Origin of the sequence: Pantoea ananatis LMG 2665, from assembly GCF_000710035.2 — a bacterium.
Lineage (GTDB): Bacteria > Pseudomonadota > Gammaproteobacteria > Enterobacterales > Enterobacteriaceae > Pantoea > Pantoea ananatis.
This window is the reverse complement of record NZ_JMJJ01000007.1, coordinates 125,616-146,222: the sequence shown is the minus strand read 5'-3', so window position 1 is coordinate 146,222 and position 20,607 is coordinate 125,616. Positions and strand designations below refer to the sequence as shown.

Here is a 20,607-nt window from a genome sequence, read left to right as displayed (position 1 = left end):
CGGATGTCATTACTCTCAAAGGTAAAACAACCCGATGAGCAGGGGCGCATACAGCAGGTAACGCCAGACAGTGCGGGCTGGCGCTATGTGGGTTTCGAGTCTTTCCTGTTAAAACAAGGACAGACGCTCGACATGACCAGCGGTGACAGCGAGCTTTGCCTGGTGCTGGTGGCAGGCCTGGCCTCGATTAGCACGCGTCATGCAAACTTTCCGGGGTTAGGTAAGCGAATGTCGCCGTTTGAACGTACGCCGCCTTATTCCGTGTATGTCCCTCATGATGATGCAGTGACGGTAAGAGCGGACAGCGATCTTGAGCTGGCGGTCTGCAAGGCACCGGGGCAGGGCGACAACCTGCCCGCCCGACTGATTGCGCCAGAAGATGTCGGCGTTGAGCGGCGCGGCAAAGGCCACAACCAGCGACTTGTGCACAACATTCTGCCGGACAGTGAACCGGCAAATAGCTTGCTGGTGGTGGAAGTGTTTACCGATGAGGGCAATACCAGTTCGTATCCGAGTCACAAGCACGACCAGGAAAACAGCGAGAACGAAACCTATCTGGAAGAAACCTATTACCACCGTTTTGAACCCGAACAGGGCTTCGCGATGCAGCGCGTTTATACGGACGATCGTTCTCTGGATGAGTGCATGGCTGTTTATAACCGGGATGTCGTCACCGTACCGCGCGGTTACCATCCTGTAGCAACCCTGGCTGGCTATAACAATTACTACCTTAACGTTATGGCAGGGCCGGTTCGCCTGTGGAAATTCAGCTGGGAACAGGATCATGCCTGGATCAACAGCGATCGCTATCCGTCACGTTAATCACGGCTGAAAGCAAAACGGCAGCCTGAGGGCTAATGCGGGTCATTTAAGGCCCGGTTGACCGATCCAGTGGAAGGGATCAAAGGGGTTCATGTTCATCATGAACCCTTTTTTATGGAACTCTCACAGGCTCTGGGCATCATTCATTCCACTTCTCCCGAACGCGCCCGTTCGCTCTCTGATCTTATTCCCGCTGAGCCTCAGCAGAGCCATCAGTGAGATATCGCGGCTCCTGATGAGTTACCCCGGGCACGGTTCCGGGCGAACTGAGAACGCCGTATAAAAAGGCGAGATGGCTGATACTGCCGGGGCGAAGAGAACGAAACTTTCCGCGGGAGCTGCGAATAAGATCACGGAAATATGCCGATAAAAAAAAGCTGGTCACCTAAGTGACCAGCATTGAGCCTGAGGACTGCGTTTTTGTTGCTGCAGAGGGCGTTTCTTGCCGGGACGCGCGGGGGCGTTATGCTCCCGGCTTTATTGAGGGCGCGTGTATCATGGTTCAGGTATGACCTGTAAGCAGAGCCGCCGCAGCTGGCGGCATGTCAGGAGAGCTGACCGGACTGCGCATTCGCCAGCGCCAGGGATACGGCCAGCGTTTGTGCCAGGCACAGCGAGGCAACCTGAGAGCGAAAACCGTCAACCTGGGCTTCGCGTACAACGAAACAGACGTCACTGAAGGCGGCAAGTGGGCTGACCTGGCTGTCAGTGATCGCGATTAAGCTGGCACCGCGTTTGGCCCCCAACTCGACCACTTCTACCGCCTCCCTTGCATAGGGTGAACAGCTGATGGCAATCACCACATCTTTGGGCGTGACCAGATTAAGCTGTTCTGTAAACATGCCGCCCAGCCCGTCAATCAGGAAGGCACGGCGTTCCAGATGGCGCAGGGCATACACTAAATAAGAGGCAACGCTAAACGACCGCCGAAGGCCGATTACGTAGACATTTTCGGCTTCGTTCAGAAGCTGCACGGTTTTGTCTAACTGGTCCGGGCTCACCTGCATAGCCAGCTGCTGCAGGGCCTGACTGTTGACCATGGTGAAAACATTGAGAATTTCAGCCGGACTTTCGGGCGAATTCGCAGCATCGTCCGCTGCTGTCTGACGAAACAGCCGCGCTCGTTCTGTATAGTTGACGGTCTCTTCCATCAGATGCTGACGAAAAACCTGTTTCATTTCATTGAAACCGCTGAAGCCAAATGCATTAGCAAAGCGAATCAGCGTAGATGGCGGAACGTCAGCCTGCTGCGCAATAGAGGCCACGGTGTCAAAAGCAATACTGTTACTGTTATCAAGGATATAACGAGCCACCTGCTTCAGACGCTTGCTCAGCGTTTCGTAGCGACGGCGAATCTCGTCCTGCAGCAGTGAAAGTTGGGAGGGATTATTACTCATGACATCTGCTCATTTGCGGAAAACGTGGCTGGATAATGAACGCTATGATATCAGATGGTTGGAAAATTTCATTTTTTTGTTATGTATGCAGCTTTTATTTCATTGGTTTATGAAATGACTCACAGATTCACCGCGACAGGGGCGACGCGCGGGCGAGCTGGCCACTATAACAGGCTGCATCCGATGAGGGCACAGCCTTACACAAGACCTGATCATTCTCTTCAGGGCGGATGATAGTCTTACAGTCCGGTATTCTCCCGAATATATTTTCTTGCCTTTACCGCGTACTCGAACGGATTGGCCAACGCAGGATCCTGTTCAGCCTCAACCACCATCCAGCCTTGATAGCCGTAGTCATCAAGAATTTTGAAAACCGGTTTAAAATCAATCACGCCGTCGCCTGGAACGGTGAAGGTGCCCTTTTTCACACCGTCCAGAAACGACAGGTGCTGGTCACGCACTTCTGCGACAATCTCATCCCGCACGTCTTTCAGATGAACGTGGAAAATGCGCGGCAGATGGGTTTTCAGCACTGCCAGCATCACGTCCTGTGAGCCTTCAGAATAATAGATGTGGCCGGTATCATAGAGTAAACCGACATTGTCATGCGTGAGCGCCATGAAACGGTCGATTTCCGCGGGCGTCTGAATGCCGGTGCCCATATGGTGGTGCAGGCAAACGCGCATCCCTTTCGCGGCGGCAAGGTCGGCAAGCGTATTGTAGCCTTCCGCCGTTCTCTGCCACTCGTCATCGTTAAACACCGGTTTGTGATCGAACACTGCCCGTGCTGTGCCCTGAATACTTTTACTCTGCTCTGAACAGCCGATCACCCGGGCACCCATTTCATAGAGAAAATTCATGTGCGCCGTAAAACCCTCAAGGGTCTCGTCTTTGTCACCCTGCGCAAAAAATGTGCTGAACCAGGCGTTGCAGATCTGAATGCCGCGAATATCGAGCATTGGCTTGAGAATGGCAGGATCGCGTGGGTATTTGCTACCCACTTCACTTCCTGAGAAGCCCGCCAGTGCCATCTCGCTGACGGTTTGCTGAAAAGTATTCTCGCTGCCCAGCTCGGGCATATCATCATTTGTCCAGCCAATGGGCGCTATCGCCAGCTTTACGTTATCGTTGTTCATTGTTTACCTGCCAAAGGCGAGAGATTTAGTTATAGAATGCCGGACGAGCGGGCATTTCAATCGGTTCAATGGCACCGCTTTTCTGCGCCTTGATACAGGCGTCAGCGGCGACGGAGGCGGCAAAACCATCCCAGGCAGACGGACCGGTTAACTGCCCGGCTTTCACGTCGTTGATAAACGCCTGCAGTTCGACGTCGTAAGCCTCGATAAAGCGGTCTTTCCAGTCGACTAAAATGGTGTTGGAAAGTTTGGCCTGTTTGCGCAGCTGCACTGACGAAGGCTCCGGCAGTCTGGCGATGCCTTCTTCACCCACTACCTCACACTGAATGTCGTAGCCGTAGGTACAGTTAACAAAAATTTCTACATCGATGCGCACGCCTTTTTGCGTTTCAAACAGGACGATTTGCGGATCTTTCAGATGCGGACGCGCTTTGGAACTGACGCGCGGGAAAACCACCTGCACGCTTTTGTAGTCGTCACTCGTCAGCCAGCGCAGTACGTCAAGTTCATGAATTAACGTATTGGTGATCGCCATTTCCGTATTGTAATTTTCGGGCACCGTCGGATTGCGATGCGCGCAATGCAGCATGAGCGGCTCGCCGATTTCACCGTCGGTAATCACTTTTTTCAGCGCCCGGTAGCCGGCATCGTAAGGCCGCATAAAACCCACCTGAACCAGTCGCTTACCGTGTTGAATTTCTGCTTCGACTACCCGACGGCAACCCTCTGCGCTCATGGCCAGCGGTTTTTCACAGAACACCGGCTTACCCGCCGCGATGGCCGCCAGGGTAAACTCTTCATGCGTCGGATCCCATGAGGTCACCAGCACCGCATCCACATCAGGTGACTGAATCACCTCATAGCCATCCTTGCAGACTTGCGCATCACTATTCAGCCGTTGCAGTGCAGCCTGAGCGCCTTCAACGTTGATATCGGATACCGCGACCACTCTTGCCCCTTGTAAGACATTGTTGCAGCGGCGAATGTGTTCCTGACCAATCGCGCCTGTTCCAATCACACCAAGTTTCAATGTCATAATTACACCTGTAGGGTTAAATCGAAGAGAAGAAACAAGGGCCGTCAGACGGCCCGGAAATCAGTATTTGCGGGCCTGTGCCAGATGCGCATTCAGTTTGTCCGCCACATCCTGCGTGCGCGCCGATTGAGCAGTTTGTGCAACGCCAACGTGCCACCAGCTGAAATATTTATGAATCATGGTCTTGGGCAGTACTTTAATATCTATCAGCGTAGAAACCTGCTGTGTTTTCGCATCGTCCAGCGCAGCCTTAAGCTGTTCCAGCGTGCTGACGCGATAGGTCTTGCACCCATAACCGGCAGCAATTGCGGCAAAGTCTACCGGCACCAGGCTGCCGTTTAGCTTACCGCTGTCAGTATTGCGGAAGCGAAACTCGGTAATGAAGCTGTCCATACCGTGCTCCATTTGCAGGTTGTTAATGCAGCCATTGCTCATGTTATCCAGCAGCACCACGTTGATTTTGGCACCCTCCTGAATGGAGGTCACCAGCTCGGAATGCAGCATCATAAAAGAGCCGTCGCCGACCAGGGCATAGACTTCCCGCTGGGGCTCCGCAAGCTTAACGCCTAACGCCGCATTCACTTCATATCCCATACAGGAATAGCCGTATTCGAGGTGATAGCCGTTATAGCCGCGCGTGCGCCAGACGCGTTGCAGGTCGCCGGGCAGGCTGCCTGCAGCACCGACGATGACGGCATCGGCAGGCAAATGTTGGTTGAGGGTACCCAAGACACTGCTCTGGGTCAGCAGAGACTGCGTCAAGCGATTGAATTCGGCGTAGACGGCGTCCCGATCCAGGTGGTCGGCAATCTCGGGCACAAATTCAGCGTCGTTATGTGTAACGTGATACACGCGCTGTGTTTCTTCTTCTAACTGTTGCCGCGCCTCGGCAACCTGCGTGCCCCAGTCGTTGCCGTAGTGCTGCGAAACCAGCCCATGACTGAGCGCCAGCAGGGCTTCACGCGCATCGGCAAGCAGCTGCACGCCATCCAGTTTGTAGCTGTCAAAATTGCTGACGTTGATGTTAAGAAAGCTCACCTCGGGATGCCGGAAAATCCATTTCGATGAGGTGGTAAAATCGGTATAGCGTGTGCCAATCCCAATCACCAGATCGGCGTCTTTTGCCAGCAGGTTTGCCGCCAGACAGCCGGTTTCACCTACGCCGCCAACGTTGAGCGGATGATCGGACAGCAGCGTCCCTTTTCCGGCCTGCGTTTCAGCGAACGGAATCTGATACCGTTCAGCGAACGCCTGCAGCGCCTCGCCCGCCCCCGAATATTTGACGCCACCGCCGCAGATAATCAGCGGCTTACGTTTGCGGATAATAAGCTTCAGCGCATCTTCAAGTTGGGCCACGGTGGGCTGACGACGGTCCAGTCGGTGCACGCGTTTCTGGAAGAAATAGTCGGGGTAATCCCAGGCTTCGCCTTGCACATCTTGCGGTAAAGAGAGCGTGACGGCCCCGGTTTCAGCGGGGTCGGTGAGCACGCGCATCGCATTAACACAGGCGCTCATTAACTGTTCAGGGCGGCTGATGCGATCCCAGTATTTACTGACCGCTCTGAAGGCATCATTGGTGCTGATGCTCAGATCCCAGGATTGCTCAATCTGTTGCAACACCGGGTCAGGTTGTCGGGTGGCAAAAACGTCACCGGGCAGCAGCAGCAGGGGAATTCGGTTCGCCGTCGCCGTTGCCGCCGCCGTTAACATGTTGGCCGCACCCGGGCCAACAGAAGAGGTGCAGGCGATGATCTGACGCCGCAGGGATTGTTTGGCAAAGCCGGTTGCAGCGTGCGCCATTCCCTGCTCATTGCGTCCCTGGTATACCACCAGATCCCCACTGTCCTGTTCCAGTGCCTGGCCCAGACCCAGTACATTGCCATGGCCAAAAATGGCAAAAATGCCATGGACAAACTTCGTCTCATGCCCGTCTACGTCAATGTATTGATTATCAAGAAATTTAACTAATGCCTGTGCGGTAGTCAGTTTGATGGTGGCCATAAACTTTCCTCAACGTGCTGGCTGTAGCGGCGTCCGGCCCCGCGTATAAACGGCGTGACGTAACGGAGAGAGCTACCGGGATAACTGAAATGTCAGAGGATTATAAACAAATGCATTTTTCATAAAATACAATTACAGAAGAAATATTTCATTTTGCGAGGGGGATCAAATTTACATTCCTGCCGATCCCACGTAATACGCAGGAAAGGGGGGAACTGGAATGATTGGTGAGAGTTGCCGTTTTTTAAGATATTTCATTTCATTGTCAGGTCAGCCCTAAAAGACGGGCGGTGAGTCTGCCGCCTTGTGGTACGCGGTGCGCAGGGCATGGCGATAAAGTACCGGGGAGCGACAGATTTTTAACTGGTTCACATAATTGCATTGTAAGTTTCATTTTGAATTGAGTTTGGAATATTTGTTCCTCATACTGTGTTTATCGCTAATCAGACACCTTCAGACCCCGATATCCAACTTGTCCACAGTGTCTGCTCATCACAGAAGGAAACCAGAAGTATGAGTACACAACAGAAGCGTCTTGATGTGATTTGTATTGGACGCATCGCCGTAGACTTCTATGGTCAGCAAATTGGCGCGCGACTGGAGGACACCACGTCCTTTGCCAAATATCTTGGCGGTTCATCGGGTAACGTCGCTTATGGCACCGCTATTCAGGGGTTGCGTTCAGCCATGCTGGCGCGCGTGGGCGATGAGCATAACGGCCGTTTTTTACGTGAAAGCCTGCAAAGGGTTGGGTGTAATACCGATGCGCTGATAACGGATAAAAAACGCCTTACTGCCTTGGTGATTCTCGGCATCAAAGACGACGAAACGTTCCCACTCATTTTTTATCGTGATAACTGCGCCGATATGGGGCTGGTGCCAGAGGATATCGAGGAGTCCTTTATCGCCTCCTCCCGCTCGGTAGCGGTCACCGGCACGCACTTGTCACATCCCCAGACCCGGGCGGCTGTGCTAAAGGCGCTGGAGCTCGCCCGCAAAAACGGCCTGCGAACGGCGCTGGATATCGACTACCGGCCAGTATTGTGGGGATTAACCTCGCTGGGTGACGGTGAAACACGTTTCATTGCATCGTCAGAGGTAACGGCGCAACTGCAGCAGGTCGTCCACTATTTCGATCTTATCGTAGGCACCGAAGAAGAATTCCATATCGCGGGCGGCAGCACCGATACGCTGACGGCGCTGAGAAATGTCCGTGAGGTCAGTAAGGCTACGCTGGTCTGTAAGCGGGGTGCAATGGGATGCGTTGTCTTTGAACATGAGATTCCGGAAAACTGGGAGCAGGTAACGCTGCACAGCGGCGTGCGCGTCGAGGTGTTAAACGTGCTGGGCGCAGGTGACGCGTTTATGTCGGGCCTGCTGCGTGGCTGGTTAAATGATGAAGGCTGGGAGCAGGCCTGCCGTTATGCCAATGCCTGCGGTGCGTTGGTGGTTTCACGCCATGGTTGCGCGCCGGCGATGCCGACCCGAGAAGAACTGGACGATTTTCTGAGCCGCGAAAACGCCGTCAAGCGTCCGGATCTGGACAGTCGATTAACGCACCTGCACCGCGTGACCACCCGGCAGCGTGCCTGGCCGGAACTCAATATCTTTGCCTTTGACCATCGTAAGCAACTGGTCGATATGGCCAAGGCTGCGGGGGCTGACGTCAGCCACATTCCTCAACTCAAGCTCCTGCTGCTCCAGGCCGCAGAGCAGGCGGTACAGCAGGCAGGCATTGAAAGCAAAAGCGGCATTCTGGCCGATACCACCTTCGGGCAACGGACGCTTAACGCCATTACCGGCAAGAACAGATGGATCGGGCGGCCGATAGAGTTACCGGGATCCCGACCGTTACGCCTTGAACACGGCAATATCGGCACACAGCTTGCCAGCTGGCCAATGGAGCACGTGGTAAAATGTCTGGTGTTTTATCACCCGCATGACAGCGCCGAACTGCGTGAAGAGCAGGATGCCGTGTTGCTGGATGTCTGGAAAGGCTGTAACAAAAGCGGGCATGAACTGCTGTTGGAAGTGATTCTGCCAGAGGGGCAGCCAGACCGTAACGAAGCCTGTTATCTGGCGGTTCTGAGCCACTTTTATGCGTTGGGAATCAAGCCGGACTGGTGGAAATTACCGCCCCTGTCAACAGCGAGCTGGCAGGCCATTGGCACCCTGATTGAGGCGCAGGATCCTCACTGTCGCGGTATCCTGTTGCTCGGGCTGGATGCGCCAGAGGAGACGCTGAAACTCGGTTTCGCTGCGGCTGCGGCTGCGCCATGGGTGAAAGGCTTCGCGGTGGGACGGACGATTTTTGCCCAGCCTTCAAGTCAGTGGTTGCAGGGTGAAATTGACGACGCGGCGCTGGTAACGGCTGTAAAAGATAACTATCTGCGTTTGATTGATTACTGGCGCACGGCACGCGAGCAGGCGTGAAAAGAACCAGAATCGAGCCGTGTGGAAACGTGCTTTTCCACGCGGCTCGCTGTTTTCAGGGCGGGAACCTGAAATAACACCCATATCAGGTAAGGGCCTGTTGCGGTTATTTCAGTTTAATGCTCTTCACTACCGTTTCAGCATCGCTTTGCGCCTGCTGCTGGTTCTGGCCCGGCAGCGTGATCTGCATGGTCATCAGCTTACCATCCACCTTCGCCAACACGACGGAAGACCAGGAGGTCTGGTTATTGGCTGAGATCACGGTGTCCAGCTGTTGTGCAGGTTCGCCGCCCAAGGTGACCGCTTTGTTAGAGACAACCTGTAGCTGCGGATCGCGGTTACGCTGCTGTTGTTCCATGCGCTGTGATAAAACATCCAGCCCTTCGTTAGTGGGATCACCTGCAATGACGATAATCGCCCGCGCGCCGCTTTCATCAGCATACACGTGCATATTGGTGCTTTGTGAGCCCAGCTTGCCGCTCTTATCGGACATGCCCGGCGGTAAGGCGAAGCTTAACTTGCCATCCATCAGCGTCACGGTTTGTGCCGACTGACTGGCAGATGCGCCGTTGTCGTTTGCCGCGTCATCTTTCTTTTGGTCACAGGCGGCAAGGCCGAGGACCAGCAAACCAATTCCCGCATATTTCACTAAATTACGCATCAGAATCCCTTTTTAAATTTCCACTCAGGCGTTTATACAACAGGAATCAGGCTGCAAACGCAACCTGAGTATTGTCAGAAGATTTTAGCGGATTGTCAGGAAAGGCTGTATTGCCGGTTAGCCGAAATGTATCTGTGGTTGAGCCTGGCGTTCGGCCAGACGTTTCAACGCCGCATTGAGCAACACACCATAGGCAGGCAGGAAGAACACCATGCAGATCAGCACCTTGAAACTGTAATCGACCAGGGCGATTTCCACCCAGTGCTGCGCCATAAACGCATCGGAGCTTTTATAGAAGGCGATAAAAAAGAACGCCAGCGTGTCGCTGATATTGCCTAAAAACATGGCACAGCCGGGCGCTATCCACCACTGCGGCAGGCGACGCAGGCGGTTAAAGACATGCACATCCAGAATCTGGCCCAGCGCGTAAGCCATAAAGCTGGCGCAGGCGATACGGGCGACAAACAGGTTCACCTGCTGCAATGCCTGCCAGCCTTGCCACTCGCCCTGATAAAACAGGCTGGAAATGGTATAGGAGATAAATAACGCCGGCACCATGACCGCCAGAATAATCCGCCGTGCAAGCGGCGCGCCAAAAATGCGGACGGTCAGATCGGTCGCCAGGAAGATAAACGGGAAACTAAAGGCGCCCCAGGTGGTATGGAAACCAAAAAGGGAGACGGGCAACTGCACCAGATAATTACTGGAGGTAATCACCAGCAGGTGAAACAGGGACAGCCAGAAAAGCGCATAAGTGCGCTGACGCGGAGTAAATGCGAGCATAGTTAGCCTTTTTAATCGTGGGGTGAGGGAACCCATTGCAGGGCGCAGAACGGTCCGCGCACTACGGTTTCATGAACAAAAAACGGCCGCATCTTACCCTGGTGTGCTATTAATGCAATGGCTAATTTTAACGCAATCGTTATCGCCTTGCGTCAAAGGGCTGACGCGCTAGAATAAGCGCCCGCCAACCTGAATTGAGATCGTGATGAGTGATGCATTTTCTTCCGCCGACCATCAACTGGATGCATTAGGCCTGCGCTGTCCCGAACCGGTCATGATGGTTCGCAAAACCGTGCGCGGGATGCAGGACGGTGAAACGCTACTGATCGTGGCTGACGATCCGGCGACCACGCGGGATATTCCCGGTTTTTGCCGCTTTATGGAGCATCGCCTGTTGGTCGCGCAAACCGACACGCTGCCTTATCAGTTTTTGATCAGGAAAGGGATGGGCGAATAACGGCGGCACCTGCCGCCGTCAGGTTGTTAATCCCGCGTGCGCAGCAGCCGCAACGCGTTCGCCGTGACCAGCGCGGTGGCGCCAGAATCAGCCAGCACCGCCAGCCACAATCCGGTCAGTCCGAGAAGCGTGGTAACCAGAAACAGCGCCTTAAGCCCTAACGCAATGCCGATATTCTGACGAATAATTGCCCGGGTGCGACGCGCCAGACCGATCATCGGAGCCAGATGGCTGAGCTGATTGCGCGTCAGGGCCGCATCGGCTGCTTCCAGCGCGACATCGGTGCCGCTGCCCATGGCGATGCCCAGCGTGGCCGCCTTCATGGCTGGCGCATCATTGATGCCGTCGCCCACCATTGCCATAACCTGATGCTGACTGAGCTGGCGAACCCGCTCAACCTTGTCGGCGGGTAATAAGCCTGCGTGCCACGCGATATCCAGTTGTTGCGCCACCACAGCCGCCGCTCGCGGGTTATCCCCTGTGAGCATAATGCTGTTGATGCCGAGCGCATTTAACGCCTGCAACGCGGCAGGCGTTTCACTGCGCAGCCGATCGCGCAACGCGAGTGCACCCAGCGCATCGCCATTACGCAGCACAATCACCAGGGTTTCGCCCTGGGCTTCCTGCTCGCTAATCATGTCCAGTTGCCGGGCGTTCAGCGCGTTGACGTAAGCCGGTGCCAGCAGTTCAATGCGCTGGCCTGCAACCTCGGCCCTGATGCCGCTGCCGGCGATGGCCTGTTGATGTGCGGCTGCCGGAATTGTCAGGGATTTCGCCTGGGCCGCAGCCACAATTGCCGTAGCCAGCGGATGCGTGGAGCCCCGTTCAACGGCGGCGCCCAGCAGCAGAATCTCGTCTTCACTGAGATCGCCGAATGACAAAATGCGGGTTAACTGCGGTTTGCCTTCCGTGAGCGTCCCGGTTTTATCGAACGCAATCGTCTGCACCGTACTCAGGCGTTCCAGGGCTGCACCGCCCTTGATTAAAGCGCCGCGCCGCGCCGCGGTCGCAAGGCCAGACGTAATGGCCGCTGGCGTCGAGATCACCAGTGCACAGGGGCAACCGATGAGAAGTAACGTCAGCCCTTTGTAGATCCACGGTAGCCATGGACCCGCGCCGAGCAGCGGCGGTATGACCATGACCAGCAGCGCCAGCAGCATGATTGCAGGCGTGTAAATGCGGCTGAAATTATCGATAAAGCGTTCCACCGGAGCACGATGGCTTTCGGCTTCCTCAATCAGCTGCAAAATGCGGTCAATCGCGCTCTCGCCGGGTTTTGACACCATGTCCAGCGTCACCAGCCTGTCCACGCTGGTGGCGCCAGCAAGCACCTTATCGCCCCGCATGCGAAGAACCGGCAAAGACTCGCCGGTTAAGGCGCTTTCATCGAAGCTGGCGCTTTCCGCGACCAGGCATCCGTCAACCGGCAGGCGACCACCGGCGGCAACCTCTATACGGTCGCCTGGCTGCAGCGCCGCCAGTGGAACCTCACTGCGAACGCCATTTTGCAGGCGCACGGCCGATTCGGGACGGATCGCCATCAGCTGACTCACGCCACTGCGCGCACGGGTTGCCGCATAGGCCTCCAGGCGTTCACCCAGTTGGAACAGCAGCAACACCATGGCTGCTTCCGCATGGGCGCCAATCAACAGCGCGCCCGCCGACGCCAGCGTCATCAGGGTTTCAATCGTAAAAGCGGAGCCGGTTCGTAGACGTTGCCAGGCTTTACGCGCGACCGGTGCCAGACCAACCAGCGTGGTGAGAATAAATAATCGATCGCCCCACACAGCATTGGCCTGGCTGAGCGCAACGCTGGCCAGCATTAACCCGGCGAGCAGAAAAAGGGGGATATGTGTTTGCCAGGGGGCGGGTGAAGAAGCGGAAGCAGCGGCGGAGGAGAGTTGAAATCCGGCTTTTCTGACGGCGTCTTCTATCGCGCCTTGAACCGGTGCGCGGGCGTCAACAATCAGCTTCTCACTGGAGAATACGACGCGGGCCTGGGTGACGTCAGGAAGCTGACGAACGGCCGTTTCGATAGCGCGGGCACAGCTGGGGCAGTCCATGCCGCTGACCAGCCAGCTGAACTGAAAAGCATCTGAGGACCGTCGTCGGTCACCTTCGTCATTGGCTTCACTGCTGGATGAACTGCCGCACGCGCAGTCACCACCGCAGCCATTGCCGTCAGAAATTTCAGGCGTTGCCGCAGTAACCGACAGCGTACCGGAACGAACAGGGCGGATTGCACAAAGCGGTTTTGCGGCACGGTGCGTACCGCAGGGCTTACCGCAGCCACAAGCATGATGTTGATGCATATAACCTCCGGAAGACGTGGGCACCATGCCCACGCCTTATCTTACACCCGACGGTTTATTCCATCTTCAGATTTATTGTGACGCTTTCTTAGTAAATCCACAGGGAGCGGACAATCATAAAGTGGCCCGCAAAATAGCAGGCTGCGACAATGGCGCTGTCCGCGCTAAAGCGGCGACGGTAATGGCTGATAAACCACACAATATTGGCCAAAAGAAGCAGGGCCGAACCGACGAGAATCGAAAAGCTGTAATCGCTGGGACGGAAAAAATATTGCTCTGCCGCCATCCAGTTCATCACCAGCGTCATGCCAATAAGCGTACAGACCGGCCAGCGTAGCGTTTCCAGCTTGCTCCACAGAATGCCAATCACGACAACCCCGATGATCAAAAAGGTCAGCGGAATGGGCCAGTAGAAACTCATCGTCATGTTGGCGGCGAAGCACAGCGTATAGAGCAGATGCGACAGGAAAAACGCGCCCAGCGCGTAGAGCGTCTGCTGACGTGGAAGCAGCGTCAGCGTATCGCCGACAAGTGTGGCGACCAGCCCGGCCACAATCAGATAGTCTGACGTGTTGCGCGTGGGGGCTTGCCAGGCGAGGCCGACTAACAGCAGTAAGGTTACCGGCTTGAATAACCAGCGTTGCCATTGAGGTCCCCGGTAAGAGGCATCCACATACAGCCAGCCGGAGAAAAGTACCGCGAGAAAGGACCAGAGCATTGCTTCTCCCTATTGACCAAAAATGGTGACAGTTCCTGAAATACTCCTGTCAGTCTAGGTTACGCCAGCCTGATGTGACAATCGGTCAACTCTGGTTGTATGCTTTAGCGCGCCATGTACGCCATCTGTAACCTGAGAAACGTTGGGATATTATGAAACCACCGCTACTTTTTATCATTGTGCTGGCTGTTATCGCCGTTTTAGCGACTCGCCAGTTCATCAAACAGCGGCGTGAAGCCGCCGTCAACGATGCCTCGCCGGTTCGCACCCTGACAGTCGAAGTGAAAGCCAAACGTGAGTTTTCTGTTTCCAGTCGGCGCTCGCGTGAACGGGAAGTGATCGCCGGTGATGAAATGCGCTATGAGGCCTGGTTTCATCCGCTGAACGGCGAAAGCGATATTAAGATGCGGGTAAGTGAAAGCGACTACCATCTGATGGACAAGGGCACGCAAGGGGAACTGACTCTGCAGGGCTCGCGCTTTATTCAGTTTACGCCCGCCCGGCACTGACGGCGGGCCAGGTGCCCGCCGTGACGACTTACTTACGTGGAAAGTTTTTTTTCTGCCACGCGACCAGTTCGAATACGCCAAACAAAAAGACTTTTATCTGGGTGACACGATCGATCGGCGGCGCATCTTTACCTTGGGTGGTGCGCAGCAGGACCAACTGCAGACCATGCATCAGAATCATAAATATCAGAGCCACATTGATAAACCAGGTCAGTGGCTTAGGATAAGGATGAATCAGGTTAAACAGTAAAAAACCCCATACGCACAGCATCAGCAGGCGTCCTAAATTAAGTAACATCGTGTGTCTCCTGTTGGCGCTGATATAAGCGATAGGCCACCTGGCCGGCAATTTTTTCGCGGTATAGATCCCAGTGTGCTGGAACCGGGGGAGCACCGCGTTCAACTTCACTTTCAACGTAGATGAGTGCGTCAGCAGTCAGCCAGCCGTTATTCTCCAGCAGTTGCAGCGTTTGTTCCAGCAGGCCCTGACGAAACGGCGGGTCGATAAACACGATATTAAACGGCTTACCGCTCTGCGCCAGCCATGTCAGCGTATTGGTCTGCACAACCTGGCCGTTGGCGGCCTGAAGCGTCTGTAAATTTTTGGCCAACTGCTGCGCCACCGGGCGCTCCAGCTCCAGTAACGTTGCCGACGCGGCGAAACGCGACAAGGCTTCCAGCCCCAGCGCACCACTGCCGGCAAAGCAGTCCAGACAGTTGGCCGCCTGAATAGAGGGTGCCAGCCAGTTAAACAGCGTTTCACGCACTCTGTCGGTAGTCGGACGCAGTCCGGCACTGTCCGGCACCGGCAATTTGCGGCCGCGCCACTGTCCGCCAATAATGCGGATTTGGCCTGCACCACCAGTCTTACGGGGAGGTTTTATCATCTTGCTCACAAATCTTCATAATTTGTTGCGTAGTTTAACGGGCGAAACGATGAGAAGAAACGTTAAAAAAGGGTGCTGTGGTGAGCTGGCTGGAAAGTGTTAGACTACAGCGTTGCTGCTGTTATGCATAATTCTGCGGTTTGACGCTCATCTGGCGTTTATCACCAATACTGTTTTTAACCCTGGGAACATTGTGCTACCGGGATGAAGCCATCGAGGAGTGTGGTTACACAATGGCAAAAGAGAAAAAACGAGGCTTTTTTTCCTGGCTGGGATTTGGCAAAGAAGAAGAGAAACAACCCTCAACGGAAGCGCAGGCATCACAAACTGCACAACCGGAAGTCCAGCAGCCAGAACAGGAAGCCCCGGCAATAAGTCAGGCGGAGATCCACGCGGAAGAGACCGTTGCAACGACTGAAAAAGTCGTTGAACAGCAACACGCAGCGGATCCCGATAGCGAAGTAAAGCTGACAGCAATTACCCCATCGGCTGAAAACGTGCCTGATCCGCATGATGGCGTTATCACGCCCGCAGAACCTGCGTCCGAGCCAGTGGACGATGAGGCGCCGCTCAGCGATGACGAACTCGCCGCGCTGGCGCTGGCCGATGCGGATATCGTGGAGGTTACGCCGCACGAGCCTGAAATCCTTCAGTCCGAACCTGTCCCGGTGGCAGACGAAGCACCGCTCAGCGATGACGAACTCGCCGCGCTGGCGCTGGCCGATGCGGATATCGTGGAGGTTACGCCGCACGAGCCTGAAATCCTTCAGTCCGAACCTGTCCCGGTGGCAGACGAAGCACCGCTCAGCGATGACGAACTCGCCGCGCTGGCGCTGGCCGATGCGGATATCGTGGAGGTTACGCCGCACGAGCCTGAAATCCTTCAGTCCGAACCTGTCCCGGTGGCAGACGAAGCACCGCTCAGCGATGACGAACTCGCCGCACTGGCGCTGGCCGACGCGGATGCCGTTCAGGATGTTCCAGAAAACGCCGATCGGGTGGAGCCAACAGATACCGTCAGCGATCTTCCTTTAGCCGCCGCGCCACTGGTGACGCAGGAGCAGGATCGTCCGACAAAAGAGGGCTTCTTTGCCCGCCTGAAACGCAGCCTGGTGAAAACCCGTCAGAACCTGGGATCGGGTTTTATCGGCCTGTTCCGTGGCAAAAAGATTGATGATGAGCTGTTTGAAGAGCTCGAAGAGCAACTGCTGATTGCGGATGTGGGGGTCGAAACGACGCGCCGTATCATCACCAGCCTGACGCAACATGCCGACCGTAAACAGCTTCGCGATGCAGAGGCGCTTTATGGCCTGCTGAAAACTGAAATGGCCGACATTCTGGCGAAAGTGGAAGAACCGCTTAATGTTGAAGGCAAAACGCCTTTTGTCATTTTGATGGTCGGTGTTAACGGCGTAGGTAAAACGACCACCATCGGCAAGCTGGCTCGTCAGTATCAGGCAGAAGGCAAGTCGGTCATGCTGGCGGCGGGCGACACCTTCCGTGCAGCGGCCGTTGAACAGCTTCAGGTATGGGGCCAGCGTAACAACATTTCTGTGGTGGCGCAGCATACCGGTGCCGATTCCGCTTCGGTGATTTTCGATGCGATTCAGGCCGCGAAATCCCGTGGCGTTGACGTGTTAATCGCCGACACCGCAGGCCGTTTGCAAAACAAATCGCACCTGATGGAAGAACTGAAGAAAATTACGCGCGTCATGAAAAAACTGGATGAGCAGGCGCCGCATGAAGTCATGCTGACAATTGATGCCAGCACCGGGCAAAATGCCATCAGCCAGGCCAAACTGTTCCATGAAGCGGTTGGTCTGACCGGTATTACCCTGACAAAACTGGATGGCACGGCCAAAGGCGGTGTGATTTTCTCGGTGGCAGATCAGTTTGGCATCCCTATCCGGTATATCGGTGTCGGAGAAGGCATCGAAGATTTACGGCCGTTCAAGGCCGAGGATTTTATTGAGGCATTGTTTGCCCGAGAGGACTAATTAGGATGATTCGCTTTGAAGAGGTCAGTAAGGCATATCTCGGCGGACGTCAGGCGCTGCAGGGCGTAGATTTTCATCTACGTCCCGGTGAAATGGCGTTTCTGACCGGCCATTCTGGCGCAGGGAAAAGTACCTTGCTGAAGCTGATTTGTGGCATTGAGCGTCCCAGCGCCGGACAAATCTGGTTTAGCGGGCATGACATTTCACGCCTGCGTAACAGCGAGGTGCCGTTTCTGCGCCGTCAGATTGGTATGATCTTTCAGGATCACCACCTGCTGATGGATCGTTCTGTCTATGACAACGTGGCCATTCCGCTGATCATCTCCGGTGCCAGCGGGGAAGATATCCGGCGGCGTGTTTCAGCCGCGCTAGATAAAGTGGGCCTGCTCGACAAAGCGAAAAGTTATCCTATTCAACTTTCCGGTGGTGAACAGCAGCGCGTGGGTATTGCACGCGCCGTGGTGAATAAACCGGCGGTGCTGTTGGCTGATGAACCAACCGGTAACCTGGATGAGGCGCTGTCTGAAGACATCCTGCGCCTGTTTGAAGAGTTTAACCGCGTTGGGGTGACGGTCCTGATGGCGACACACGATGTGGGGCTAATCGGTCGCCGAAATTATCGGGTGATGACGCTAAATAAAGGACGCCTGCACGGAGGCCACGATGGTCAATAAACGCAACAAACGCGCGGCCGCGCCGAAGGCGAAGCAACCGTCGAAAAGCAAAGCGTTACGCGGCGGCTGGCAGGAGCAGTGGCGCTATGCGCTGCGCGGTACGTTGTCTGACATGTGGCGTCAGCCGTTAGCGACGTTGCTGACGGTGATGGTTATTGCGATCTCTCTGACGTTGCCCAGCGTGTGTTACATGGTGTGGAAAAACGTTAGCCAGGCCGCCACTCAGTGGTATCCCGCGCCGCAGCTGACGGTCTATCTCTCCAAAACGCTGGATGATGCCGCCGCCGAAAATGTGACGACTCAGCTGAAGCAGGTCGATGGCGTGGACCACGTTAACTACCTTACGCGCGAAGAAGCCCTGAACGAATTCCGTAACTGGTCAGGCTTTGGCGGCGCGATGGATATGCTGGAGCAGAATCCTCTCCCGGCCGTGGTCATTATTACGCCTAAACTTACCTTCCAGAATTCCGACACGCTACAAACTCTGCGCGACAGGGTGGCGAAAGTGCAGGGCGTTGACGAAGTGCGCATGGATGACAGTTGGTTTGCTCGTCTTGCGGCGCTGACCGGGCTGGTGGGGCAGATTGCCTCCATGATCGGTATCTTAATGATCGTGGCGGTGTTCCTGGTGATTGGCAACAGCGTCAGGCTGAGCATTTTTGCCCGGCGCGATACCATCAACGTGCAGAAGTTGATCGGGGCGACCGACGGGTTTATTCTGCGTCCGTTCCTGTATGGCGGTGCGTTGTTAGGTTTCTCTGGTGCCGTGTTATCGCTGCTTCTTTCCGAAGTGCTGGTCCTGCGTTTGCAGTCCGTGGTGGCGCATGTTGCCTCGGTGTTTGGCACGACCTTCTCGCTGGAAGGGTTCTCCTGGGATGAGGCACTGTTGCTGCTGCTGATCGCGGCGATTATTGGATGGGTTGCGGCCTGGCTGGCTACGGTACAACATTTACGCCGATTTACGCCGCAGTAAACCTCTGCAACATTTTTTTGTTATAATCATCCTCTGCTGCCGACAATGGGTGCAGAGGATATTGCCCCGCTGTCATCTGTGTGTAAAATATTCACTGCTAAAATTGAACTTGTGGATAACTTTGTTTTCCAAGTAGCACAGATTGCTTTTGGTTTTCCTGCGACGTTGACATAATGTGACGTGCGCTTATGGAAAGATGCGGCAATTCCACTGATTTTGTGAGGGTTTGAATGACCAAAGAAATGCAAACTTTAGCTATTGCTCCTCTGGGCAACCTGGAATCTTACGTTCGGGCTGCCAACACCTGGCCGATGCTGTCGGCAGAAGAGGAAAAGGCGTTGGCTGAACGGCTGCATTACCAGGGCGATCTGGATGCGGCTAAGACGCTGATCCTGTCTCACCTACGCTTTGTTGTTCATATCGCTCGTAACTATTCAGGTTACGGCCTGCCTCAGGCTGACCTGATTCAGGAAGGTAACATCGGCTTGATGAAAGCCGTTCGTCGCTTTAATCCTGAAGTTGGCGTCCGTCTGGTATCCTTTGCCGTGCACTGGATTAAAGCGGAAATTCACGAATATGTGCTGCGTAACTGGCGCATCGTGAAAGTGGCGACCACGAAAGCACAGCGCAAGCTGTTCTTTAACCTGCGTAAAACCAAGCAGCGCCTGGGCTGGTTTAATCAGGACGAAGTAGAAATGGTCGCGCGCGAGCTGGGCGTGAGCAGCAAAGATGTGCGGGAAATGGAATCGCGCATGGCCGCTCAGGATATGACCTTCGATATGTCCGCTGATGATGAAAGCGGTGAAGGTAAATCCATGGCGCCGGTGCTGTATCTCCAGGATAAAACCTCTGATTTTGCCGACGGTATCGAAGAGGATAACTGGGAGTCACATGCAGCCGACAAGCTGACGTACGCAATGGAAGGCCTGGACGAGCGCAGCCAGCATATCATTCGCGCCCGCTGGCTGGATGAGGACAACAAAACTACCCTGCAGGAACTGGCCGATCGTTATGGCGTTTCCGCAGAGCGCGTCCGACAGCTTGAAAAGAACGCGATGAAGAAACTCCGAATGGCTATCGAAGCCTGACGAGACAGGGCGACTTCAGGTCGCCCTTTTTTATTGTCTGTTTTTTTATTTTACCCAGCCGTCAACCTGGGCGCGAAAACCACAGGCCTGCATAAACGCCGCCCGAATACGTTGATCGTCACTGCCGTCATCGGCAATCCACCAGTCGTTTAACGATGGATTCTGCTTCATCGTCTCTTCCAGCAAATACTGTCCTACGCCACGTCGCCGGGTAACATCTCTTACAGCCAAGTGATGCACTTTGCCGTGAATACCTGAAATTTCAAGTTGTAATGCAGCCAGTAGACGATCGTTGAAGCGCGCCGCATAAAGACGATGGCTTTCATTCAACGCTGTCTCCAGCTTTTCTATATCGATCTCAGGCCAGATTTTCCCCAGATCTATCCGGTCCTGTAGCGTCAACGAGGTGAGACGCAAAATGGTGAGCTTCATAATAAACACCTGTGCGTGTAAAAGTCGTTAGTGTAGTCAATTCCCGTTACCGGAACCCTGGCACATTTTAGGCAATAAAACAGGTCAAAACAGCGACAGAGTGCCAGGATAATAGCTATAAACATGCTATCCGCTTTTAAAGGCAGCATAACGCGCTGGCCTGGTGAGTAAAAGCCACGCATTGGCTCCAGAGGATTATGCTGCTTTTGGCTGCGAATCATGAATATGTCAGTTGCTTTACAGAATAAACTTCCTGTTTAATAGACTGAAATATAAAGCCTTATTATTAAT

At 54.7% G+C, this 20,607-nt stretch carries 19 protein-coding genes; 8 read left to right on the top strand and 11 right to left on the bottom strand.

Features of this window, described 5'->3' with window-relative positions; all coding sequences use genetic code 11:
- The first annotated feature begins 3 nt into the window (after nt 1–3).
- The gene (gene iolB / locus EL29_RS16950; RefSeq protein WP_014594813.1) at nt 4–822 is read left to right on the top strand and encodes a 5-deoxy-glucuronate isomerase; all 819 of its coding nucleotides are present in this window, start codon (nt 4–6) and stop codon (nt 820–822) included.
- 545 nt (nt 823–1,367) lie between these two features.
- Here iolB and EL29_RS16945 read toward each other — a convergent pair.
- From EL29_RS16945 to iolD, 4 genes are all read right to left on the bottom strand, one after another.
- Entirely contained in the window at nt 1,368–2,219 is an 852-nt protein-coding gene (locus EL29_RS16945) for a MurR/RpiR family transcriptional regulator (protein WP_013027575.1), read from the bottom strand.
- Nucleotides 2,220–2,458: 239 nt separating this feature from the next.
- Nucleotides 2,459–3,355 (bottom strand): myo-inosose-2 dehydratase, encoded by an 897-nt coding sequence (gene iolE, locus EL29_RS16940; RefSeq protein WP_013027574.1) that lies wholly within the window; start codon nt 3,353–3,355, stop codon nt 2,459–2,461.
- 25 nt (nt 3,356–3,380) lie between these two features.
- A complete protein-coding gene (gene iolG, locus EL29_RS16935; RefSeq protein ID WP_013027573.1) occupies nt 3,381–4,391 on the bottom strand; it encodes a bifunctional inositol 2-dehydrogenase/D-chiro-inositol 1-dehydrogenase in 1,011 nt (336 codons plus the stop codon).
- A 60-nt stretch (nt 4,392–4,451) separates the two neighbouring features.
- A complete protein-coding gene (gene iolD / locus EL29_RS16930; protein ID WP_028715892.1) occupies nt 4,452–6,392 on the bottom strand; it encodes a 3D-(3,5/4)-trihydroxycyclohexane-1,2-dione acylhydrolase (decyclizing) in 1,941 nt (646 codons plus the stop codon).
- A 513-nt stretch (nt 6,393–6,905) separates the two neighbouring features.
- On the opposite strand from iolD, the gene EL29_RS16925 reads away from it, so the two are divergent.
- Nucleotides 6,906–8,825, top strand: coding sequence for a bifunctional 5-dehydro-2-deoxygluconokinase/5-dehydro-2-deoxyphosphogluconate aldolase (locus EL29_RS16925; protein ID WP_028715891.1), 1,920 nt, complete (start codon nt 6,906–6,908; stop codon nt 8,823–8,825).
- A 106-nt stretch (nt 8,826–8,931) separates the two neighbouring features.
- Here the strand turns inward: EL29_RS16925 and EL29_RS16920 are convergent, their stop codons facing one another.
- Complete coding sequence (locus EL29_RS16920) at nt 8,932–9,486, bottom strand: DcrB family lipoprotein (RefSeq protein WP_013027570.1); 555 nt, start codon at nt 9,484–9,486, stop codon at nt 8,932–8,934.
- Nucleotides 9,487–9,603: 117 nt separating this feature from the next.
- Entirely contained in the window at nt 9,604–10,269 is a 666-nt protein-coding gene (locus EL29_RS16915) for a 7-cyano-7-deazaguanine/7-aminomethyl-7-deazaguanine transporter (protein WP_014604826.1), read from the bottom strand.
- A gap of 205 nt (nt 10,270–10,474) precedes the next feature.
- Between EL29_RS16915 and tusA the strand changes: the two genes are divergently transcribed.
- Nucleotides 10,475–10,726 (top strand): sulfurtransferase TusA, encoded by a 252-nt coding sequence (tusA, locus tag EL29_RS16910; protein ID WP_014604827.1) that lies wholly within the window; start codon nt 10,475–10,477, stop codon nt 10,724–10,726.
- 26 nt (nt 10,727–10,752) lie between these two features.
- On the opposite strand, the gene EL29_RS16905 is transcribed toward tusA, so the two are convergent.
- Together EL29_RS16905 and EL29_RS16900 are read right to left on the bottom strand one after the other, a co-directional pair.
- The gene (locus EL29_RS16905; protein WP_028715890.1) at nt 10,753–13,038 is read right to left on the bottom strand and encodes a zinc/cadmium/mercury/lead-transporting ATPase; all 2,286 of its coding nucleotides are present in this window, start codon (nt 13,036–13,038) and stop codon (nt 10,753–10,755) included.
- A gap of 88 nt (nt 13,039–13,126) precedes the next feature.
- Complete coding sequence (locus tag EL29_RS16900; RefSeq protein WP_013027566.1) at nt 13,127–13,756, bottom strand: lysoplasmalogenase; 630 nt, start codon at nt 13,754–13,756, stop codon at nt 13,127–13,129.
- Between the two features lie 152 nt (nt 13,757–13,908).
- Between EL29_RS16900 and EL29_RS16895 the strand changes: the two genes are divergently transcribed.
- Nucleotides 13,909–14,265: a DUF2500 domain-containing protein gene (locus EL29_RS16895; RefSeq protein ID WP_019106373.1), complete on the top strand. Its 357-nt coding sequence runs from the start codon at nt 13,909–13,911 to the stop codon at nt 14,263–14,265.
- A 28-nt stretch (nt 14,266–14,293) separates the two neighbouring features.
- On the opposite strand, the gene EL29_RS16890 is transcribed toward EL29_RS16895, so the two are convergent.
- Entirely contained in the window at nt 14,294–14,563 is a 270-nt protein-coding gene (locus EL29_RS16890; protein ID WP_013027564.1) for a DUF1145 family protein, read from the bottom strand.
- Nucleotides 14,553–15,152 carry a 16S rRNA (guanine(966)-N(2))-methyltransferase gene (gene rsmD / locus EL29_RS16885; protein WP_014594808.1) on the bottom strand — a complete coding sequence of 200 codons (600 nt, stop codon included), beginning with the start codon at nt 15,150–15,152 and terminating at the stop codon, nt 14,553–14,555. The genes EL29_RS16890 and rsmD overlap by 11 nt, the downstream gene beginning before the upstream one ends.
- A 233-nt stretch (nt 15,153–15,385) precedes the next feature.
- Here rsmD and ftsY point away from each other — a divergent pair, with 233 nt between their 5' ends.
- From ftsY to rpoH, 4 genes are all read left to right on the top strand, one after another.
- Complete coding sequence (gene ftsY / locus EL29_RS16880; protein ID WP_029571470.1) at nt 15,386–17,149, top strand: signal recognition particle-docking protein FtsY; 1,764 nt, start codon at nt 15,386–15,388, stop codon at nt 17,147–17,149.
- A gap of 5 nt (nt 17,150–17,154) precedes the next feature.
- Nucleotides 17,155–17,823, top strand: coding sequence for a cell division ATP-binding protein FtsE (gene ftsE / locus EL29_RS16875; protein WP_013027561.1), 669 nt, complete (start codon nt 17,155–17,157; stop codon nt 17,821–17,823).
- Nucleotides 17,813–18,796 (top strand): permease-like cell division protein FtsX, encoded by a 984-nt coding sequence (gene ftsX / locus EL29_RS16870; RefSeq protein ID WP_014594806.1) that lies wholly within the window; start codon nt 17,813–17,815, stop codon nt 18,794–18,796. Before ftsE ends, ftsX begins: the two co-directional genes overlap by 11 nt.
- A 230-nt stretch (nt 18,797–19,026) precedes the next feature.
- Nucleotides 19,027–19,884: an RNA polymerase sigma factor RpoH gene (gene rpoH / locus EL29_RS16865; RefSeq protein ID WP_013027559.1), complete on the top strand. Its 858-nt coding sequence runs from the start codon at nt 19,027–19,029 to the stop codon at nt 19,882–19,884.
- Between the two features lie 45 nt (nt 19,885–19,929).
- Here the strand turns inward: rpoH and panM are convergent, their stop codons facing one another.
- The gene (gene panM / locus EL29_RS16860; protein WP_014604831.1) at nt 19,930–20,316 is read right to left on the bottom strand and encodes an aspartate 1-decarboxylase autocleavage activator PanM; all 387 of its coding nucleotides are present in this window, start codon (nt 20,314–20,316) and stop codon (nt 19,930–19,932) included.
- Between the last annotated feature and the right edge of the window lie 291 nt (nt 20,317–20,607).

Excerpts from the sequence above, each read along its gene's own strand:
- EL29_RS16895 (WP_019106373.1), top strand. The coding sequence starts at position 13,909 with ATGAAACCACCGCTACTTTTTATCATTGTGCTGGCTGTTATCGCCGTT.
- iolD (WP_028715892.1), bottom strand. The coding sequence starts at position 6,392 with ATGGCCACCATCAAACTGACTACCGCACAGGCATTAGTTAAATTTCTT.
- ftsY (WP_029571470.1), top strand. The coding sequence starts at position 15,386 with ATGGCAAAAGAGAAAAAACGAGGCTTTTTTTCCTGGCTGGGATTTGGC.
- EL29_RS16905 (WP_028715890.1), bottom strand. The coding sequence starts at position 13,038 with ATGCATCAACATCATGCTTGTGGCTGCGGTAAGCCCTGCGGTACGCAC.
- panM (WP_014604831.1), bottom strand. The coding sequence starts at position 20,316 with ATGAAGCTCACCATTTTGCGTCTCACCTCGTTGACGCTACAGGACCGG.
- ftsE (WP_013027561.1), top strand. The coding sequence starts at position 17,155 with ATGATTCGCTTTGAAGAGGTCAGTAAGGCATATCTCGGCGGACGTCAG.
- EL29_RS16925 (WP_028715891.1), top strand. The coding sequence starts at position 6,906 with ATGAGTACACAACAGAAGCGTCTTGATGTGATTTGTATTGGACGCATC.
- EL29_RS16890 (WP_013027564.1), bottom strand. The coding sequence starts at position 14,563 with ATGTTACTTAATTTAGGACGCCTGCTGATGCTGTGCGTATGGGGTTTT.
- tusA (WP_014604827.1), top strand. The coding sequence starts at position 10,475 with ATGAGTGATGCATTTTCTTCCGCCGACCATCAACTGGATGCATTAGGC.
- rsmD (WP_014594808.1), bottom strand. The coding sequence starts at position 15,152 with ATGATAAAACCTCCCCGTAAGACTGGTGGTGCAGGCCAAATCCGCATT.
- ftsX (WP_014594806.1), top strand. The coding sequence starts at position 17,813 with ATGGTCAATAAACGCAACAAACGCGCGGCCGCGCCGAAGGCGAAGCAA.
- rpoH (WP_013027559.1), top strand. The coding sequence starts at position 19,027 with ATGACCAAAGAAATGCAAACTTTAGCTATTGCTCCTCTGGGCAACCTG.
- EL29_RS16915 (WP_014604826.1), bottom strand. The coding sequence starts at position 10,269 with ATGCTCGCATTTACTCCGCGTCAGCGCACTTATGCGCTTTTCTGGCTG.
- EL29_RS16945 (WP_013027575.1), bottom strand. The coding sequence starts at position 2,219 with ATGAGTAATAATCCCTCCCAACTTTCACTGCTGCAGGACGAGATTCGC.
- iolG (WP_013027573.1), bottom strand. The coding sequence starts at position 4,391 with ATGACATTGAAACTTGGTGTGATTGGAACAGGCGCGATTGGTCAGGAA.
- EL29_RS16920 (WP_013027570.1), bottom strand. The coding sequence starts at position 9,486 with ATGCGTAATTTAGTGAAATATGCGGGAATTGGTTTGCTGGTCCTCGGC.
- EL29_RS16900 (WP_013027566.1), bottom strand. The coding sequence starts at position 13,756 with ATGCTCTGGTCCTTTCTCGCGGTACTTTTCTCCGGCTGGCTGTATGTG.
- iolB (WP_014594813.1), top strand. The coding sequence starts at position 4 with ATGTCATTACTCTCAAAGGTAAAACAACCCGATGAGCAGGGGCGCATA.
- iolE (WP_013027574.1), bottom strand. The coding sequence starts at position 3,355 with ATGAACAACGATAACGTAAAGCTGGCGATAGCGCCCATTGGCTGGACA.